13 protein-coding genes and 1 pseudogene are annotated in these 16,058 nt (G+C 70.9%); 4 read left to right on the plus strand and 10 right to left on the minus strand.

What is annotated here, in order from left to right:
* Window positions 1-91: 91 nt before the first annotated feature.
* From AB0E07_RS29275 to AB0E07_RS29290, 4 genes are all read right to left on the minus strand, one after another.
* Window positions 92-1,801 (minus strand): urease subunit alpha, encoded by a 1,710-nt coding sequence (locus AB0E07_RS29275; protein ID WP_362258655.1) that lies wholly within the window; start codon window positions 1,799-1,801, stop codon window positions 92-94.
* A complete protein-coding gene (gene ureA, locus AB0E07_RS29280; protein ID WP_362258658.1) occupies window positions 1,798-2,493 on the minus strand; it encodes an urease subunit gamma in 696 nt (231 codons plus the stop codon). Before ureA ends, AB0E07_RS29275 begins: the two co-directional genes overlap by 4 nt.
* A gap of 204 nt (window positions 2,494-2,697) precedes the next feature.
* Window positions 2,698-3,786 carry a branched-chain amino acid aminotransferase gene (locus tag AB0E07_RS29285; protein ID WP_362258661.1) on the minus strand — a complete coding sequence of 363 codons (1,089 nt, stop codon included), beginning with the start codon at window positions 3,784-3,786 and terminating at the stop codon, window positions 2,698-2,700.
* Window positions 3,787-4,101: 315 nt separating this feature from the next.
* The gene (locus tag AB0E07_RS29290) at window positions 4,102-5,145 is read right to left on the minus strand and encodes a 3-isopropylmalate dehydrogenase (protein WP_362258663.1); all 1,044 of its coding nucleotides are present in this window, start codon (window positions 5,143-5,145) and stop codon (window positions 4,102-4,104) included.
* Window positions 5,146-5,287: 142 nt separating this feature from the next.
* On the opposite strand from AB0E07_RS29290, the gene AB0E07_RS29295 reads away from it, so the two are divergent.
* On the plus strand, window positions 5,288-6,850 hold the full coding sequence (locus AB0E07_RS29295) for a metallophosphoesterase family protein (RefSeq protein ID WP_362258666.1): 1,563 nt from the start codon (window positions 5,288-5,290) through the stop codon (window positions 6,848-6,850).
* Window positions 6,851-6,897: 47 nt separating this feature from the next.
* Here AB0E07_RS29295 and AB0E07_RS29300 read toward each other — a convergent pair whose 3' ends face one another.
* The gene (locus AB0E07_RS29300; protein ID WP_362258669.1) at window positions 6,898-7,026 is read right to left on the minus strand and encodes a hypothetical protein; all 129 of its coding nucleotides are present in this window, start codon (window positions 7,024-7,026) and stop codon (window positions 6,898-6,900) included.
* A gap of 307 nt (window positions 7,027-7,333) precedes the next feature.
* Between AB0E07_RS29300 and AB0E07_RS29305 the strand changes: the two genes are divergently transcribed.
* On the plus strand, window positions 7,334-7,540 hold the full coding sequence (locus AB0E07_RS29305; RefSeq protein ID WP_362258672.1) for a DUF5988 family protein: 207 nt from the start codon (window positions 7,334-7,336) through the stop codon (window positions 7,538-7,540).
* A gap of 97 nt (window positions 7,541-7,637) precedes the next feature.
* Here AB0E07_RS29305 and pruA read toward each other — a convergent pair whose 3' ends face one another.
* Complete coding sequence (pruA, locus tag AB0E07_RS29310) at window positions 7,638-9,269, minus strand: L-glutamate gamma-semialdehyde dehydrogenase (RefSeq protein ID WP_362258675.1); 1,632 nt, start codon at window positions 9,267-9,269, stop codon at window positions 7,638-7,640.
* A 175-nt stretch (window positions 9,270-9,444) separates the two neighbouring features.
* Window positions 9,445-10,371 carry a proline dehydrogenase family protein gene (locus tag AB0E07_RS29315; protein ID WP_362258678.1) on the minus strand — a complete coding sequence of 309 codons (927 nt, stop codon included), beginning with the start codon at window positions 10,369-10,371 and terminating at the stop codon, window positions 9,445-9,447.
* 163 nt (window positions 10,372-10,534) lie between these two features.
* On the opposite strand from AB0E07_RS29315, the gene AB0E07_RS29320 reads away from it, so the two are divergent.
* Window positions 10,535-11,719 carry a helix-turn-helix domain-containing protein gene (locus AB0E07_RS29320; RefSeq protein WP_362258680.1) on the plus strand — a complete coding sequence of 395 codons (1,185 nt, stop codon included), beginning with the start codon at window positions 10,535-10,537 and terminating at the stop codon, window positions 11,717-11,719.
* Window positions 11,720-11,725: 6 nt separating this feature from the next.
* Here the strand turns inward: AB0E07_RS29320 and AB0E07_RS29325 are convergent, their stop codons facing one another.
* A complete protein-coding gene (locus AB0E07_RS29325) occupies window positions 11,726-12,310 on the minus strand; it encodes a TetR/AcrR family transcriptional regulator (RefSeq protein WP_362258683.1) in 585 nt (194 codons plus the stop codon).
* 117 nt (window positions 12,311-12,427) lie between these two features.
* On the opposite strand from AB0E07_RS29325, the pseudogene AB0E07_RS29330 reads away from it, so the two are divergent.
* Window positions 12,428-13,118: pseudogene (locus AB0E07_RS29330) on the plus strand (MFS transporter); the annotation flags it as partial.
* A gap of 64 nt (window positions 13,119-13,182) precedes the next feature.
* Here AB0E07_RS29330 and serA read toward each other — a convergent pair.
* Together serA and ilvC are read right to left on the minus strand one after the other, a co-directional pair.
* Window positions 13,183-14,772 (minus strand): phosphoglycerate dehydrogenase, encoded by a 1,590-nt coding sequence (gene serA / locus AB0E07_RS29335; protein ID WP_362258686.1) that lies wholly within the window; start codon window positions 14,770-14,772, stop codon window positions 13,183-13,185.
* A gap of 278 nt (window positions 14,773-15,050) precedes the next feature.
* Entirely contained in the window at window positions 15,051-16,049 is a 999-nt protein-coding gene (gene ilvC / locus AB0E07_RS29340; RefSeq protein WP_362258689.1) for a ketol-acid reductoisomerase, read from the minus strand.
* Window positions 16,050-16,058 lie beyond the last annotated feature (9 nt).

A 16,058-nucleotide genomic window follows, 5' to 3' on the forward strand; every position in this document is an offset into this window, starting at 1 on the left:
GCCGCCGGCATCTGGCACAACTGGACCACCGGCGCCAAGATCAAACGATCTCTCATCGCCTACGACCACTGAGAACATCGGACTCACTCATCTAGAGGAAGTAGAGGCGGTTCAGGGCGACCGAGTCGGCCGGTTCCGAGCGCAGCGGCTCGCCGTCCAGCGTCACCAGACCGGTGCGCTGGTCCACGTCGACGGCTCCGGTACGGGAGTTCAGGCGCAGGTCGGCGGGTCCGATGCCGCGGGTGCCGCGCACGGCGACGCGGCGGCGCCGGGTCGGCATGGTGTCGTTGCCCTGGTCCAGGGCGGCCTGGGCGACGAAGGCGACGGAGATGTCGGCGGGGGTCGCTCCGTGGGCGCCGAACTGCGGTCCGAGGACGAGCGGTTCGCAGGTGTCGGTGGCGGCGTTGGGGTCGCCGGTCACCCCGTAGGCGGGGAAGCCGGACTTGAGGACGAGCTGCGGTTTGGCGCCGAAGTACTCCGGGTGCCAGAGCACGATGTCGGCGAGCTTGCCGACCTCCAGCGAGCCCACCTCGTGCGCGAGTCCGTGCGCGATGGCCGGGTTGATGGTCAGCTTGGCCATGTAGCGCAGGACGCGCTCGTTGTCGTGCTCCTCGGGTGCGCCGAGTTCGGCCTTCATCTTCCCGGCCATGGCGAAGGTGCGGCGCACGGTCTCGCCGGCCCGGCCCATGCCCTGCGCGTCCGAGGAGGTGATGCCGATCGCGCCCAGGTCGTGCAGCACGTCCTCGGCGCCCATGGTGCCCGCGCGGATCCGGTCCCGGGCCATCGCGGCGTCGCCGGGCAGGTCCGTCTTCAGGTCGTGGACGGAGACGATCATGCCGTAGTGCTCGGCGACCGCGTCCCGTCCGAAGGGCAGGGTGGGGTTGGTGGAGGAGCCGATGACATGGGGGACGCCCGCCATCTTCAGCACGTTGGGGACGTGTCCGCCGCCGCAGCCCTCGATGTGGAAGGCGTGGATGGTCCGGCCCTCCAGCACCTTCAGGGTGTCCTCTACGGACAGGCACTCGTTCAGCCCGTCGCTGTGCAGGGCGACCTGGACGTCGTACTCCTCGGCGACCCGCAGCGCCGTGTCCAGCGCGCGGGTGTGGGCGCCCATGTCCTCGTGCACCTTGAAGCCGGAGGCGCCGCCCTCGGCGAGGGACTCCACCAGGGGCGCGTCGTGGGAGGAGGAACCCCGGCCGAGGAAGCCGATGTTGACCGGCCAGGCGTCGAAGGCGTTGAAGGCGTGCCGCAGCGCCCAGGGCGAGTTGACGCCGACGCCCCACACCGGGCCGAACTCCTGCCCGATGATCGTGGTGACGCCGGAGGCCAGCGAGGCTTCCATGATCCGCGGCGACAGCAGGTGGACATGGGTGTCCACGGCGCCGGCGGTGGCGATGAGCCCCTCGCCGGACACGATGGAGGTGCCGGTGCCGACCACCACGTCGACCCCGTCGAGCGTGTCCGGGTTGCCGGCCCTGCCGATCGAGCAGATCCGGCCCTCCCGGATGCCGATGGAGACCTTGCGGATGCCCTGGACGGCGTCGATCACCACGACGTTGCTGATGACGACGTCGCAGGTGTCGCGCACGGCGGCGGCCTTGAGGTGCAGTCCGTCGCGGGCGGTCTTGCCGAAGCCGGCGAGGAACTCGTCGCCGTAGCGCTGCGAGTCGGACTCGACCCGGACGGTCAGTCCGGAGTCACCGAGGCGGATCCGGTCCCCGGCCCGCGGACCGTGGGTGGCCGCGTACTCGTGGGGGGTCAGACGGCGGGCTTCGGCCGGGTGTCCTCCGGGGCGGCTCATCGGTCGGCCTCCTCGTCGTCGACTCCCAGATATCCGCAGGCGGCCGCCCTGCGCAGGGCCTCCTCCTTCGCGCCCGGCGCGTCGAGGGGGCCGTCGACGAGTCCCGCGAAGCCGATGGCGATCCGCGCGCCGCCGATCGGCAGGAGCCCGACCTCCAGGCTCTCCCCCGGTCCGAACCGGACCGAGGAGCCGGCGGGCACCGCGAGCCGCATGCCGTAGGCCCGCGCGCGGTCGAAGTCGAGCCGCGGGTTGGCCTCGAAGAAGTGGAAGTGGGAGGTGACGGAGACCGGGACCCGGGCGGTGTTGGTGACCGGCAGGCGCAGCGCCGCCTCGGGTTCGGGGTGCTCCGGGCCGGGCAGCAGTGCGCCCGGGGCCTCGGCACCGAGGGAGCCGCCGATCGGGTCGGAGACGATCGCGAGCCGGGAGCCGTCGTCGAAGACCGCCTCCACGTGCACCTCGGTGACCACGTCGGCCACTCCGGGCAGCACGTCGTCGGGACCGAGTACGGAACGGGCCGCCTCGACGGCCTGGGCCAGCCGCCTGCCGTCGCGGGCGGCCTCGCAGACGGTGTCCGCGATCAGGGCGGTGGCCTCCGGCACGTTCAGCCTGAGGCCGCGGGCGCGGCGGGCGCGGGCCAGTTCCGCGGCCCCGAAGAGCAGCAGCCGGTCACGTTCCGTGGGGGTCAGTCGCATGACGCGGGCACCTCCTTGCCTTGCAAAGTTAGAACGCCACTCTAAAGCCATCGAGCCAGTGAGGAAAGTAAAGGCTTGACCGACGGGAGAGTATCGGATTGAGCGTTGTTCCAATCATGGGGAGCCGCCGTCCGGGAAAGGCTCGGAAAACAGCAGGGCCGCCGTGGACACACGGTCCACGGCGGCCCTGGCGAGCGGTGACGTCTAGCCGAGCGGGTGCATCCAGCCGTGCTGGTCGGCGGCCGTGCCGCGCTGGATGTCCAGCAGGGCCCGGCGGAGCCTGAGGGTGACCTCGCCGGGCTCCCCGCCGCCCTGCTGCCACTGGGCGCCGGTCCGCTTGACCGTGCCGACCGGGGTGATCACCGCGGCCGTGCCGCAGGCGAAGACCTCGGTGAGGGTGCCGTTCTCCGAGTCGCTCTGCCACTGGTCGACGGAGATCCGCCCCTCCTCGGCCGTGTACCCGAGGTCACGGGCGACGGCGAGCAGCGAGTCGCGGGTCACGCCCTCCAGGATGGACCCGGTGAGGGTCGGGGTGACGATGCGGTCGCCGTAGACGAAGTACAGGTTCATGCCGCCGAGTTCCTCGACCCACTTGCGCTCGACCGCGTCGAGGTAGCAGACCTGCGCGCAGCCCTCGGCCGCCGCCTCCGCCTGCGCGAGCAGGGAGGCGGCGTAGTTGCCGCCGGTCTTGGCGTCGCCCATGCCGCCCGGCACCGCGCGGACGTGGTCCTCGGAGACCCAGATGGAGACCGGCTTCACGCCGCCCGGGAAGTAGGCGCCGGCCGGGGAGGCGATCACCAGGAAGAGGTACTCGTTGGCCGGCTTCACCCCGAGGCCGACCTCGGTCGCGATCATGAACGGGCGCAGGTAGAGGGACTCCTCGCCGCCGTGCGCCGGGACCCAGGCGGCGTCCTGCCGGACCAGCGCGTCGCAGGCCTCGATGAAGGTCTCCACCGGCAGCTCGGGCATGCCCAGGCGGCGGGCGGACGCCTGGAAGCGCTGGGCGTTCTTGTCCGGGCGGAAGGTGGCGACGGTGCCGTCGGGCTGCCGGTACGCCTTGAGGCCCTCGAAGATCTCCTGCGCGTAGTGCAGGACCATCGTGGCCGGGTCGAGGGAGAGCGGCGCGTACGGGACGAGCTGCCCGTCGTGCCACCCGCGGCCCTCGGTCCACTTGATCGTCACCATGTGGTCGGTGAAGTGGCGGCCGAACCCGGGGTCGGCCAGGATCGCCGCGCGCTGCGCGTCGGCGAGCGGGCTGGCGGAGGGCTTGAGCTCGATCGTGGGCGTCGTCATGGGTGGGTGTCCCTCGCTTCCTGGCAAACGGCTGGGCAACGTCCTGTCGTCCGGCCGGGGATCCGGGGGTTGTCCCCCGGGACATGCAGTACCGGTTGAAATGACGGGCCGCCGCTCACGTCCCGTTACTGTCAGTGGCCAGTGCTAGGACGTCCGAGCATTCCCTCATTTCGCGGCTCCGCGTTCGATTATCGCGCGCGGCCTGCCATGGACGAAACGGCGTGAATGCGGCCCAGGGGAAGATGGTGGCACCCGGCGGCGGACATGGGGAAGCCGCCGGGCGCATGGGACCCGGCGGCTTCGAGCGCGGCAGGGTCAGCCGGCTACCCGTACGACGAGCGCGTCGCCGATCTCCGTGGTGGAGCGGGCGGGCTTGCCGGTGCGCTCGGCGAGGTCGGCGGAGACCGCCTCGTCGATACGGGCCGCCTCGGCGTCGTAGCCGAGGTGGCGCAGGAGCAGGGCGACGGACAGGACCGTGGCGGTGGGGTCGGCCTTGCCCTGGCCGGCGATGTCCGGCGCGGAGCCGTGGACCGGCTCGAACATCGAGGGGAAGTCGCCCGCGGGGTTGATGTTCCCGCTGGCGGCGACGCCGATGCCGCCGGAGACGGCCGCGGCGAGGTCGGTGATGATGTCGCCGAAGAGGTTGTCGGTGACGATCACGTCGAAGCGCTCGGGCTGGGTGACCAGGTAGATGGTCGCCGCGTCGACGTGCATGTACTCGGTGGTGACCTCGGGGAACTCCTCGGCCACCTGGTTGAAGACGTTCGTCCACAGGTGACCGGCGAAGGTCAGCACGTTGTTCTTGTGGATCAGCGCCAGCTTCTTGCGCGGCCGGGCCTGGGCGCGGGCGAAGGCGTCCCGGACCACCCGCTCGACACCGAAGGCGGTGTTGACGGAGACCTCGGTGGCGACCTCGTGCTCGGTGCCCTTGCGGATGGTGCCGCCGTTGCCGGTGTACGGGCCCTCGGTGCCCTCGCGGACGACGACGAAGTCGATCTGCGGCTCGCCGGCCAGCGGGGTGGCGACACCCGGGAGGAGCTTCGACGGACGCAGGTTGACGTGGTGGTCGAAGGCGAAGCGCAGCTTCAGCAGGAAGCCCCGCTCCAGGACGCCGGACGGGACCGAGGGGTCGCCGATGGCGCCGAGCAGGATGGCGTCGTGCTTCTTGAGCGCGTCGAGGTCGGCGTCGGTGAGGGTCTCACCGGTGGCGTGGTAACGCTGGGCGCCGAAGTCGTACTCCTCGGTCTCCAGCTTCACGTCCTGCGGCAGGACGGCGGAGAGGACCTTCAGGCCTTCGGCCACGACCTCCTGGCCGATGCCGTCACCGGGAATCACTGCGAGATTGATGCTGCGAGACATGCCAGCACCCTACTCGTCGTCCCATGGAATGACATGCGCTGTCCGCGATACGGACAGCCCGTTCGGTGGCCGCCCCATCGCGTCGGCCGTCGTTCACCCGTACGCCGCACGGGCGTTGGGGTTCGCTGGGAAGTTCTCCAGCATGGACCTCCCCGACATCGGCATTCCGCCGCAGCTCGCGCACCGGATGAGCATGGCCGAGCAGTACGAGTACGCGCGCACGAAGCTCACCCGGCGCCGGGCGCTGGTGACGGCGGGTGCGGTGGCGGGCGGTCTGCTGACCGGCTGCTCGGGATCCGGGACCCCGGCGGCCGGGCCCACCTCCTCGGCCTCCGCCACCTCGAAGGTGCCGGGCTCGGCGGCCACGCCCTTCGGCCGCCACCTCGCCTTCGGCGCGGACCCGCGGACCGGGATGCGGATCTCCTGGCAGGTGCCGGCCGCGGTGAAGCGGCCCTACGTACGGATCGGCGCCCGCCCCGACGGACTGGGCGACAAGGTCGCGGCGGAGATCCGCGCCCTGCACACCCCCGGCGTCCAGGGAGTGCGCCTCCCCCTGGAGCAGTACTACGTGCACGCGGCCCTGGACGACCTGCTGCCGGACACCACGTACTACTACGGCGTCGGCCACGACGGCTACGACCCCGCCTCGGCGCCGCACCGGGCGACCGTCGCCTCCTTCCGCACCGCCCCGGCCGATCCCGGGTCCTTCGTCTTCACCGCCTTCGGCGACCAGGGCGTCAGCGACGCGGCCGAGGCGAGCGACCGGCTGCTGCTGCGCCAGAAGCCCGCCTTCCATCTGCACGCCGGTGACATCTGCTACGCCAACGTCAAGGGCCGGGGCACCGAGGAGGACGGCTACGACCCCGGGTTCTGGGACCTGTTCCTCCAGCAGAACGAGCCGGTCGCGAAGTCCGTGCCGTGGATGGTGACCACCGGCAACCACGACATGGAGGCCTGGTACTCGCCCGACGGCTACGGCGGCCAACTGGCCCGCTTCAGCCTCCCGGAGAGCGGCTTCGACCCGCGGACGGCACCCGGGGTCTACTCCTTCGTCTACGGCAACGTCGGCGTCGTGGCGCTGGACGCCAACGACGTCTCGTACGAGATCCCCGCCAACCTCGGGCACACCGAGGGCCGTCAGACGAAGTGGCTGGCCGGGCGGCTGCGCGAACTGCGCGCGGCGAAGGGCGTGGACTTCGTCGTCGTCTTCTTCCACCACTGCGCCTACTCGACGTCCAGCCACGCCTCGGACGGCGGGGTGCGCGCCGAGTGGCTGCCACTGTTCGCCGAGCACCGGGTGGACCTGGTGATCAACGGTCACAACCACGTCTACGAACGCACCGACGCCGTCAAGAACGGCGAGGTGGGCCGGCCGGTACCGATCGGCGGGGCCACGGACCCGTCGCGGGACGGCACCGTGTTCGTGACGGCCGGCGGGGGCGGCAAGGATCTGTACGGCTTCCCGGCGGGCGTGGAGGAGAGCTACGAGGGCCACGTGAAGGACCGCGAGTCGGTCGACACCTTCGAGTGGACGCGGTCACGGAGCGCCAGGAAGGAGACCGTGGAGTGGTCCCGGGTGCGCTACCGGGGGTTCTCGCTGCTCAAGGTCGAGGCGGAGAGCGGTGCGCGGCCCCGGCTGAAGGTGTCCGCGCTGGCCCACGACGGTGGGCGGATCGACCATTTCGAGGTGCGGCGCGGCGCGTAGTCCGCGCCGCACCTCTCGGGTGCGGCTCCCGGCGTGGGGTGTCCGGCTCAGTGGCCGGTGGCGCCGCCGTTGTCACGGCGGTCGAGGGCGCGCTGAAGGGCGGCGGCGGCGTTCTTGCGGTCGGACTCGCTCGTGGGGGAGAGGTGACGCACTCGGCGGGCGGTCGTCTCGGCCATGGGAAATCGACTCCTTCGAAATCAGGGAGTGCGGAAGGGGGGTTACGAGACGCCGGGTGGGGCGGGGAGCGGTGCCACAGGGGTTGCCTGTACGGGGCCCGGCTCACGTCCGCCATTCGCTTGATCGAGCGAGACGTTCGGCTCCTACAAAGCTAAGGGAGCCCGACGCTTCTGTCTCCACAATTACTCGGACTTCCTACTATCTGAGACGGCGGACCTGATCGGACCGCGGGCCCGGATCGCCCACACGGCTGATCCTCCCCGCGCCGCACCGCACCCGGCGGCCGCCAGGGGAACACCTGACGTCATGAACGACACGCAGAAGGTGTTTCTCGAAGGCGGCCCCGACGACGTCCCCGAGCGGACCGTCCCGGCCCCGGTCCCGGGCCCCGACGTGAAGATCGAGCTACGCAACGGCTACGAGCACTTCCGCCCGACCTCGCGTTCGGCGGACACCCCCGAGGGCCCGCTGCCCGTCTACGAGTGGTGGGAGCGTACGGAGATGCCCGGGTGAGGATGGCCACGCGGGCATGAAACCGCCCCCGGTCCGGAGGGGGGATCCGGAGCGGGGGCGGGGTTCACGGGACGGGCGGGTGCCCGTCGCGGGGGTGTCAGCCCATGTGCGGGTAGCCGTAGTCGGTCGGCGGGACCAGCGTCTCCTTGATGGCGCGGGTCAGCGTCCAGCGCATCAGGTTCTGCGGGGCGCCGGCCTTGTCGTTGGTGCCGGAGGCACGGCCGCCACCGAAGGGCTGCTGGCCGACCACTGCGCCGGTCGACTTGTCGTTGATGTAGAAGTTGCCGGCCGCGTAGCGCAGCTTCTCCATCGTGTACGCGGTCGCCGCGCGGTCACCGGAGATGACCGAGCCGGTCAGGGCGTAGTCGGAGACCGACTCCATCTGGGTCAGCATCTCGTCGTACTTGTCGTCCTCGTAGACGTGCACGGCGAGGATCGGACCGAAGTACTCGGTGGTGAACACCTCGTTCTCCGGGTCGGCGCACTCGATGACCGTCGGGCGGACGAAGTAGCCGACCGAGTCGTCGTACGTACCGCCGGCGACGATCGTGCAGCTCGGGTCCGCCTTGGCCCGGTCGATGGCGGCCTTGTTCTTGGCGAAGGACCGCTCGTCGATGACCGCGCCGATGAAGTTCGACAGGTCGGTGACGTCCCCCATCGTCAGGTAGTCGACCTCGGCCGCGAACTCCTCCTTGAAGCCGGAGTTCCAGATGGAGGCCGGGACGTAGGCGCGGGAGCTCGCCGAGCACTTCTGGCCCTGGAACTCGAAGGAACCGCGGGTCAGGGCGGTCTTGAGCACCGCGCGGTCCGCCGACGGGTGGGCGACGACGAAGTCCTTGCCGCCGGTCTCGCCGACCAGACGCGGGTAGGAGCGGTACTTCTCGATGTTGGTGCCGACCGTCTTCCACAGGTACTGGAAGGTCTTGGTGGAACCGGTGAAGTGGATGCCCGCCAGGTCGCGGTGGTTCAGGGCGACCTCGGAGACCGCGATGCCGTCACCGGTGACGAGGTTGATGACGCCCTTGGGCAGACCGGCCTCCTCCAGCAGCTGCATCAGCAGCACCGCGGCGTGGGTCTGGGTCGGGGACGGCTTCCACACGACCACGTTGCCCATCAGGGCCGGGGCGGTGGGCAGGTTGCCCGCGATGGCCGTGAAGTTGAACGGGGTGATCGCGTAGACGAAGCCCTCCAGCGGGCGGTGGTCCATGCGGTTCCACACGCCCGGGGAGTTCGCCGGGGGCTGCTCGGCGAGGATCTGGCGGGCGTAGTGGACGTTGAAGCGCCAGAAGTCGACGAGCTCGCAGGGGGTGTCGATCTCGGCCTGCTGGGCGGTCTTGGACTGGCCGAGCATGGTGGAGGCGGCCAGCGTCTCGCGCCACGGGCCGGCCAGCAGCTCGGCGGCGCGCAGGATGATCGCCGCGCGGTCGTCGAAGGACATCGCGCGCCAGGCCGGGGCGGCGGCGAGGGCCGCGTCGACCGCGTCCCGGGCGTCGGCCTCGGTGGCGTTGCGGTAGGTGCCGAGCACGGCCTTGTGGTGGTGCGGCTGCACGACCTGGAACGCCTCGCCGCCGCCCATCCGCCGCTCGCCGCCGATGGTCATCGGCAGGTCGATCGGGTTCTCGGCCAGCTCCTTGAGCTTGGCCTCCAGCCGGACGCGCTCGGGCGAACCGGGGGCGTAGCCGTGCACCGGCTCGTTGACGGGGGTGGGGACCTGGGTCACAGCGTCCATGAGATCCGTAACTCCTTGTACTTGAGCGGGTGTTTCGGGCTCAGCCCTTGGTGACCATCGAGCGGACGAAGAAGCGGAGGTTCGCGGGCTTCTCCGCCAGGCGCCGCATGCTGTGCCTTCCCGGGGGACAACCCCCGGACCCCCGGCGGAAAGGCCTCTGCGTGAGCGTCATTTCTCAGCCTCGGGTGATCATGCTGCGGGCGAAAAATCGGAGGTTGGCGGGCTTCTCGGCCAGGCGCCGCATGAAGTAGCCGTACCAGTCGGTGCCGTACGCGGTGTACACGCGCATGCGGTGGCCCTCGGCGGCCAGGCGCAGGTGCTCGTCGCTGCGGATGCCGTAGAGCATCTGGAACTCGTACTCGTCGAGCTTGCGGCCGGCGCGGTGGGCGAGCTCCTGGGCGATGGAGATCAGGCGCGGGTCGTGGGACCCGATCATCGGGTACCCCGAGCCGTCCATGAGGATGCGCATGACCCGCACGTACGCCTTGTCGATCTCGCCCTTGTCCTGGTAGGCGACCGAGGCGGGCTCCTTGTAGGCGCCCTTGACGATCCGCACCCGGCTGCCGTTCGCGGCGAGCCGGCGGGCGTCCTCCTCGGTGCGGAAGAGGTAGGCCTGGATGACGCAGCCGGTCTGCGGGAAGTCCTTCCGCAGCTCGTCGTGGATGGCGAACATCGAGTCGAGGGTGGTGTGGTCCTCGGCGTCCAGCGTGACCGTGGTGCCGATGGCGGCGGCGGCCTCGACGACCGGGCGGACGTTGGCGAGCGCCAGCTCGTGGCCGCCGGGCAGCGCCTGGCCGAACATGGACAGCTTCACCGACATCTCGGCACGGGTGCCGAGGTCGAGGCCCTTGAGCCGGTCGATCAGCTCCAGATAGGCGTCACGGGCGGCCTCGGCCTGCTCCGGGGTGGTGATGTCCTCGCCGACCACGTCCATGGTCAGCTCCAGGCCCTTGGCCGTGAGGTCCTCGATGATCGGCACGATCTCGGACACGGTCTCACCGGGGATGAAGCGGTCGACGACCTGCTTGGTGACCGGGGCCGCCGAGACCAGACGTCGCATCCGGTCGCTGCGCGACGCGGCGAGAATCACGGGACCCAGCACGGGGCACCTCCACAAACCATCAGAAACAGGCCGCTCACCGACGATTCGGGTACGGCACGGAGAACCACCGTGAAATCTAAGGATCCCTCCGATCGTCGGCCATCTACAGCTGTCACGCATCCGTGCCACGGATCTCATACAGATGTATGAAGCAGCCCGGCACATGAGGGAGAATGCCCGGGTGGCGACCGATTACAAGGGTGACTACCAGGAACTGGTCGACGAGATCTCGGAGCTGCTGGGCGCCCCCGCGACGCTGGAGAACCGCGACTTCGAGCTGATCGCCTTCGGCGCGTACGACAGCGAGGACGAGCTGGACGCCTCCGCGCTGGACCCCGTGCGCACCCGCTCGATCCTGACCCGCCGCTCCACCGCCGCGGTCCGCAGCTGGTTCGAGGGGTTCGGCATCACCCGCGCGAGCGCCCCCGTCCGCATCCCGCCCACCCCGGAGGCGGGCGTCTACCGCGGCAGGATCTGCCTGCCGGTACGCCATCGGGGTGTCGTCCTCGGCTACGTCTGGCTCCTCGACGGCGACCCCGGCCCCACCGACCGCCAGCTCACCGCCGCCATGGACGTCACCCCGCGGATCGGCGCCCTGCTCGCGGACGAGGCCCAGCACGGCGCCGACCTCACCCGGGAACTGCGGGCGGTCCTCACCGCCGAGCGGGACTGGCAGCGGGACATGGCGGTCGCCGAACTCCGGACCGCCCTGGGCGTGCGCGCCGACTCCCCGCACACGGTGGTCTGCGTGGCCCCCTGGCCCTCCGCCGACCCGGACGACGCCCCCTCGGTGCGGACGGTGCCGGGCGCCACGGCCCTGTGCACGGTGCCGTGGGGAGTGGCGGGCCACGCGCTGGCGCTGCTGATCCGGCTGCGCTCCCCCGAGGTGCTGACCCCGGCGACGAGTGCCGCCGGCCGGCTGCTGGAGCGCGCGGGCGGGGCGGGCGCGGGGATCGCGGCCGCCCGGGCCGGGCTGACGGAGCTGGGGCCCGCCTGGCGGGAGGCGTCCGCCGCGGCCCGCGCGGTGCTCGCCGAGCCCCGGCTGGGGCCGGTCGCCGAGTGGTCCGGCATCGGCCCGTACCGCCTGCTCACCGCGCTGCCCCCCGAGGCGGCGAAGGACGCGGCGGTGGCGCCGCTGCTCTCCCCCGCCCACCGGGAACTCGCCCGGACCGCCGAGGTCTACCTCGACCTCGCGGGCCAGGCCGCCCGCACGGCCGCCGAACTCGGCATCCACCGGCAGACCCTGTACTACCGGCTGTCCCGCGTCGAGCACCTGACCGGCCTGGACCTCGACGACGGCGAGGACCGGCTGCTGCTGCACATGGCCCTGAAGGGGGCCCGGCTGTAGTCCGGATCAGGACGGGCCGGCGGCCGCGATCACCTGACGAAGGCCCTCGGTGAGCTGCTCCGCGCCGGGCGCGGTGCGGGGGTCGAAGGTGTACTGGGCGATGAGGCCGGTCATGAGGGTCACGTAGAACATGCCGAGGGTGTCGGCGGTCCCGTCCGGGACGCCCTCCTCGCGTCCGCCCATGAGCAGCGGGATCAGGCCGCGCCCGGCCTCCCGCTGGGCGATCACCAGGTGGTCGCGGACCTCGGGCAGCTGGTCCCCCATCGCGATGATCTCCACGCTGAGCCGCCAGACCGACCCGGGCTCGCGCATGGTCGCGATGATGTTCGACCACACCTCCTGGAACCGCTCGACCGAGCCCGGCGCGGCGGTGAGCCCGGCCTCCCCCTGACCCTCGAACGCGTCGCCCATCCCCTCGACGAGCGCGATGTACGCCTGGGCGAGCAGCGAGTCCTTCGAGCCGTAGTGGTAGCCGATCGAGGCCAGGTTGGTCCCCGACTCCTTGACGATGTCGCGCGCGGTGGTCCGCGCGAAGCCCTTCGCCAGCAGGCAGCGCTGGGCGCCTTCGAGCAGATCCTCACGGTGTCCCATGCGGCACAGACTACAACGATCCATACAGCCGTCCTATACAGGCGTTATAGACGGGCGTTTATGACGTGCGTACTTTCTCCGACGTGACGACGAACCCGATTCCTCCCGCCCGTGCCGGCCCGCGCGGTCCTCGGCATCGGCGGGGCGACCCTGATGCCGTCGACGATGGCCCTGCTCCGCACGATGTTCACCGACCCCGGCCAGCGCGCCACGGCGATCGTCTGTGGTCCGGCGTGATGACGGCCGGGATCGCGCTCGGCTCCGTGCTGAGCGGGGTGCTCGTCGAGTACTTCTGGTGGGGCTCGGTCTTCCTGGTCAACCTGCCCGCGATGGCCCTGCTCCTGGTCCTCGGCCCGCTGCTGCTCCCCGAGTCGCGTACCCCCTCCCCCGGGCGCCTCGACCTGCTGAGCGTCCCGCTCTCCATGGCGGCGGTCCTGCCCGTGGTCTACGGGCTGAAGGAGATCCCCTCCGAGGGCTGGAACGTCCGCTACGTCGTCTCGATCACCGTCGGCCCGCTCTTCGCGGCCCTGTTCGTGCACCGCCGGCGCACGACCAGTACCTCCAGTCGGTGCTGGGGAAGAGCGCACTGGAGGCGGCCCGGGAGACGCTGGGCGGGGCGCTGGCGGTCGCCGATCGCGCTCCGGGACTGGCGACGGCCGCGCGGGAGGCGTTCACCGGCGGGATGCACGGGGCGGCGGTCGCGGGGGCGGTCGTACTGGCGGGGGCTGCGGTGCTGGCGCTGGCGGCTCTGCCCCGGGAACGGCGGAACGCCGGACAGGCCGATCAGCTCAGCCCGTCCGGCGTGTGAGGACGCGGCCCGCTCGGGGCCGACGTCGTAGCCCGGGGGCCGCGGCCCCCGGGCTACGACGGTCTCAGACCAGGTTCACCGCGCGCGCGGACGTCGCGCCGATCTCCTCGGCGACCTCGGCCAGCACGGCGGCGGGGACGGTGTCGTCCACGGTCAGCACCGCGAGGGCCTCGCCACCGGCGACGGCGCGGGACACCTGCATCCCGGCGATGTTGATGCCCGCCTCGCCGAAGACCCGGCCGACGGTGCCGACGACACCGGGACGGTCCTCGTAGCGCAGCACCACCATGTGGTCGGCGAGCGCGAGGTCGACGTCGTACTCGCCGACCGCGACGATCTTCTGGAGGTGCTTGGGGCCGGCCAGAGTGCCGGAGACCGCGACCTCCTCGCCGCTGCCCAGCGTGCCGCGCACGGTGACGACGTTGCGGTGGTCGGCCGACTCGGAGCTGGTCGTCAGCCGTACCTCGACACCGCGCTCCTGCGCGAACAGCGGGGCGTTGACGTAGGAGACCGTCTCGTCGACGACGTCCTCGAAGACGCCCTTGAGCGCGGAGAGTTCGAGCACCTTCACGTCGTGCTGGGTGATCTCGCCGTACACCTCGACGTCGAGGCGGACCGCGACCTCACCGGCGAGCGCCGTGAAGATCCGGCCGAGGCGCTCGGCGAGCGGCAGACCCGGCTTGACGTCCTCGGCGATGACACCGCCCTGGACGTTCACCGCGTCGGGGACCAGCTCACCGGCGAGCGCGAGGCGCACCGAGCGGGCGACGGCGATACCGGCCTTCTCCTGCGCCTCGTCGGTGGAGGCGCCGAGGTGCGGGGTGGCGACGACCTGGTCGAACTCGAAGAGCGGGGAGTCCGTGCAGGGCTCCTTCGCGTACACGTCGAGACCGGCGCCGGCGACCCGGCCCTCCTTGAGGGCGGAGTACAGCGCCTCCTCGTCGACGATGCCGCCGCGGGCCGCGTTGACGATGCGCACGCTCGGCTTGACCTTGCGCAGCGCCTCGTCGCCGATCAGACCGACCGTCTCCGGGGTCTTCGGCAGGTGGACGGTGATGAAGTCGGAGACCTCCAGCAGCTCGTCCAGCGACAGCACCTTCACACCCATCTGCGCGGCACGCGCGGGCTGGATGTAGGGGTCGTAGGCGACGACCTTCATGCCGAAGCCGGACATGCGCTGGGCGACGAGGGCGCCGATGCGGCCGAGGCCGACGACACCGAGGGTCTTCTCGGCCAGCTCCACACCGGTGTACTTGCTGCGCTTCCACTCGCCGTTCTTCAGCGCGGCGTTGGCCTGCGGAATGTGGCGGGCGGTGGCGACGAGCAGACCGCAGGCCAGCTCGGCGGCGGTCACGATGTTGGAGGTGGGGGCGTTGACGACCATCACGCCGGCCTTGGTGGCGGCGGAGACGTCGACGTTGTCCAGGCCGACGCCGGCTCGTGCGACGACCTTGAGCTTGTTCGCGGCGGCGATGGCCTCGGCGTCGACCTTGGTGGCCGAGCGGATCAGGATCGCGTCCACGTCGGCGATGGCCGGGAGGAGTTCCGCCCGGTCGGCGCCGTTGCAGTGGCGGATCTCGAAGTCCGGGCCAAGGGCGTCCACAGTCGCGGGCGACAGCTCTTCAGCGATGAGTACGACGGGTTTCGAGCTCACGTGAGTCCTCACATGTCCGATGCGGACGGCCGTCCCGACGGCCGCAGGCGGTGGAGGGGGAGCGGCGCCGGAGAAGTGGGGGTGGGTTCCCACGTCGTTCGGTGTCGCTGGGCCGCGTGGAAGACGCACGACGCTGTGGGCCTGACGCGTATGTAGTACGGGAGTGTAGTGCCGTGGTGGAGGGCGTCTTGCGCCTCCGCGTAAGGATCACTCGTCCGTGGCTGGACGAGGTGGACAACAGGGCCGGGGCGTTCTCCCCGGCCCTGTGATCTTGAGGCTTACGCCTCCTCGTTCACCCACGACATGAGCTTGCGCAGCTCCTTGCCGGTGGTCTCCAGCAGGTGCTCGGAGTCCTGCTGCTTGTACTCGTTGTACTTCTTCAGACCGCCGTGGTACTCGTCCATCCACTGCTGGGCGAAGGTGCCGTCCTGGATCTCGGCGAGGACCTGCTTCATCTCGGCCTTGGTGGCCTCGGTGATGATCCGCGGGCCGGTGACGTAGTCGCCCCACTCGGCGGTCTCGGAGATCGACCAGCGCATCTTCTCCAGGCCGCCCTCGTACATGAGGTCGACGATGAGCTTCAGCTCGTGCAGGCACTCGAAGTACGCGATCTCCGGCTGGTAGCCGGCCTCGGTCAGCGTCTCGAAACCGGCCTTGACCAGGGCGGCGGTGCCACCGCAGAGGACGGCCTGCTCACCGAAGAGGTCGGTCTCGGTCTCCTCGGTGAAGGTGGTCTTGATGACGCCGGCGCGGGTGCCGCCGATGCCCTTGGCGTAGGACAGGGCGAGCGCGAAGGCGTTGCCGGTGGCGTCCTGCTCGACGGCGGCGATGCAGGGAACGCCGCGGCCCTCCTCGTACTGACGGCGCACCAGGTGGCCCGGGCCCTTGGGGGCGACCATGCAGACGTCGACGCCGGCCGGGGGCTTGATGAAGCCGTAGCGGATGTTCAGGCCGTGGCCGAAGAACAGCGCGTCGCCGTCCTTCAGGTTGGGGGCGATGTGCTCCTCGTAGACCTGGGCCTGGATCGGGTCCGGGACGAGGATCATGATGACGTCGGCCTCGGCGGCGGCCTCGGCGGGGGTCACCACGCGCAGGCCCTGCTCCTCGGCCTTCGCCTTGGACTTGGAGCCCTCGTGCAGACCGACGCGGACGTCGACACCCGAGTCACGGAGCGACAGCGCGTGGGCGTGGCCCTGGCTGCCGTACCCGATGACCGCGACCTTGCGGCCCTGGATGATGGACAGGTCGGCGTCGGCGTCGTAGAACAGCTCGGCCACTTTGGGTTC

Origin of the sequence: Streptomyces sp. NPDC048002 (genome assembly GCF_040653275.1) — a bacterium.
Taxonomy (GTDB): Bacteria; Actinomycetota; Actinomycetes; order Streptomycetales; family Streptomycetaceae; genus Streptomyces.